We start from the raw sequence: 2,480 nt of genomic DNA, 5'->3' as shown, positions 1-2,480 counted from the left end.
TCGCTGAAGTGCGCGAGGATGATCACTGCTTTCCTCCGATTCGCAGCCTGAGCCGATCAGCGGAAAAGTACGCTCCAGTCCACTGGGCCAGATCGCTGGCCACCCGAACGAACTCGGGGGTGTAGGCACGTGCCGGTGCGGTCCAGAGCCCGGAGCGCCCTGCAGAGGCGCGCGCTGAACCTGGCCAGGACCACCCCCGGACGGCTCACCCTGCTCGCCCTGGCGCTCGCCGGGCTGAGCCTGCTGGTGGGTCTGCTGACCGCCCAGTCGGTCCAGCGGCGCACCGACGCGCTGAGCGTGCTGGCCGACCAGACCGAGCCGCTGGCGTACGCCGCGCAGGAGGTCTACCGGGCGATGGCCGACGCGGACGCGACCGCCGCGAGCGCGTTCCTGTCCGGCGGGGTCGAGTCGCCGCAGCTGCGCCAGCGCTACGAGGACGACATCGCCCGCGCCTCCTCCGCCCTGTCCGCCGCCACCGACGCCCCCACCCGCGCCGGGCCACTGGCGGACGAGATCGACACCCTCGCGCAGCAGCTGCCCGTCTACACCGGCCTGGTCGAGACCGCGCGCGTGCACAACCGGCAGGGCAACCCGGTGGGCGCGGCCTACCTGCGGGAGGCGTCCGAGCTGATGCGCGGCACCCTGCTGCCCGCCGCCCACGACCTGCACCGCGCCCAGTCCGACGCCACCGCCTCCGAGCTGGCGGCGGCGGGCGTGCTGCCGTGGACCGAGCTGCTGCTGGGCGGGGTGCTGCTGTCCGCGCTGGCGGGCGCGCAGCGCTACCTGTTCCTGACCAGCAACCGGCTGCTCAACATCGGCCTGGTCGTGGCCAGCGCCGCCTCGGTGATCGCCCTGCTGTGGTCGCTGGTGGCCAGCCTGGTCGTGGTCGCCGACACCGGCGCGGGCCAGACCGCCGCCCGGCAGGTCGACGTGCTCGCCCAGGCCCGCATCGCCACGCTGAGCGCGCGCGGCGACGAGACCCTCGCCCTGGTCACCAGGGGCGGCGGGGCCACCGCCTACGAGGACGGCTACCGGCGGCTGGACGGCGAGCTGGAGGAGCTGCTCGCGCAGGCCCACGCCGGTGACGCGGGCGAGCACCACCGGCGCTGGCAGCGGGCGCACGCGATGCTGCGCGCCGCCGACGACCGGGGCGACTGGGAGGGCGCGGTCGACCTGGCGCTGGGCACCGGCTCCGAGGGCGCGGCCTCCGCGTTCGACGCGCTGGACCGGGACCTGGTGGACGCGCTCGTGGCGGCCCGCACCGAGGCCAACGGGGCGGTCGCGTCGGCGCGCGGGGCGCTGGGCGGCGCGGTGGACGTGGTGGCGCTGCTGTCCGCGATCGCCGCGTTCGCGTGCCTGGCCGGGGTGTGGCAGCGGCTCAAGGAGTACCGGTGAGGGCGCGCCTGGGGCTCGTGGCGGCGGCGCTGCTGGCGACCGCGTGCGCGCCGGTGCCCAGCTCGGCGCCCCCGATCGGCGGCGACTCGGCGGTGCGGCCGGGACCGGCGGAGGCCACCGTGCTGCCCCGCGAGGCCCAGGAGCCCACCGCCGGGCAGGACTGCACCGCCAGCCTGCGCCCGACCCGGCCGCTGCCCGCGCCCGGCGCGATGCCCCAGGGCAGCACGATGCGGCGCATCGCCGAGCGGGGGCAGCTGGTGGTGGGCGTGGACCAGAACACCTACCTGATGGGGTTCCGCGACCCGTTCACCGGCGAGCTGCAGGGCTTCGACGTCGACCTGGCCCGCGAGGTGGCCCGGTCGCTGCTGGGCGACCCGACCAGGGTGCGGTTCCGGGTGCTCAACTCCGACCAGCGGCTGCCCGCGCTGGAGACCGGCGAGGTGGACGTGGTGGTGCGCACCATGACGATCACCTGCGAGCGGTGGCGGCGGGTCAACTTCTCCACCAGCTACTACGAGGCCGGGCAGCGGGTGCTGGTGCCCAAGGACTCCGGCATCACCGGGCTGACCGCGCTGTCGGGGCGGAAGGTGTGCGCGACGACCGGCTCCAGCTCGCTCGCCCACGTGCGCGCCCACCCGTCGGGGCCGGTGCCGGTGGCGGTGCCGAACTGGACGGACTGCCTGGTGATGCTCCAGCAGGGTCAGGTGGACGCGATCTCCACCGACGACACGATCCTGGCCGGGTTCGCCGCGCAGGACCCGTACACCGAGGTGGTCGGGCCCCGGCTCACCACCGAGTCGTACGGGATCGGCGTGGCCAAGGGCGCGGACGACCTGACCAGGTTCGTCAACGGCGTGCTGGAGCGGGAGCGGGCGGACGGGACGTGGGCGCGGATCCACCGCAAGTGGCTGGGCGCCCCGCCCGCGCCGCCCGCGCCGGAGTACCGGGACTGACGGTGGGCTGGAGCGGGCGGGGAGGTGCGGCGGGTGCCGGAGCGGAGGAGCGGCGATGACCAGCGAGGTCGTCCGATGACCGGGTGCGCGAGTCCGGGCTGCACCGGGGAGCTGGCGGCCGAGGACGCGTTC

Annotated in this window: 2 protein-coding genes; both read left to right on the top strand. The window is 75.6% G+C overall.

Annotation, left to right across the window (positions count from 1 at the left end):
- Window positions 1–135: 135 nt before the first annotated feature.
- Window positions 136–1,395 carry a hypothetical protein gene (locus tag ACTUAL_RS14955; RefSeq protein ID WP_440900672.1) on the top strand — a complete coding sequence of 420 codons (1,260 nt, stop codon included), beginning with the start codon at window positions 136–138 and terminating at the stop codon, window positions 1,393–1,395.
- Window positions 1,392–2,348 carry a glutamate ABC transporter substrate-binding protein gene (locus ACTUAL_RS14950; RefSeq protein WP_440900671.1) on the top strand — a complete coding sequence of 319 codons (957 nt, stop codon included), beginning with the start codon at window positions 1,392–1,394 and terminating at the stop codon, window positions 2,346–2,348. The genes ACTUAL_RS14955 and ACTUAL_RS14950 overlap by 4 nt, the downstream gene beginning before the upstream one ends.
- Window positions 2,349–2,480: the final 132 nt, after the last annotated feature.

It is taken from the genome of Actinosynnema sp., assembly GCF_052038725.1.
This window is presented reverse-complemented; position numbering and strand designations above follow the sequence as displayed.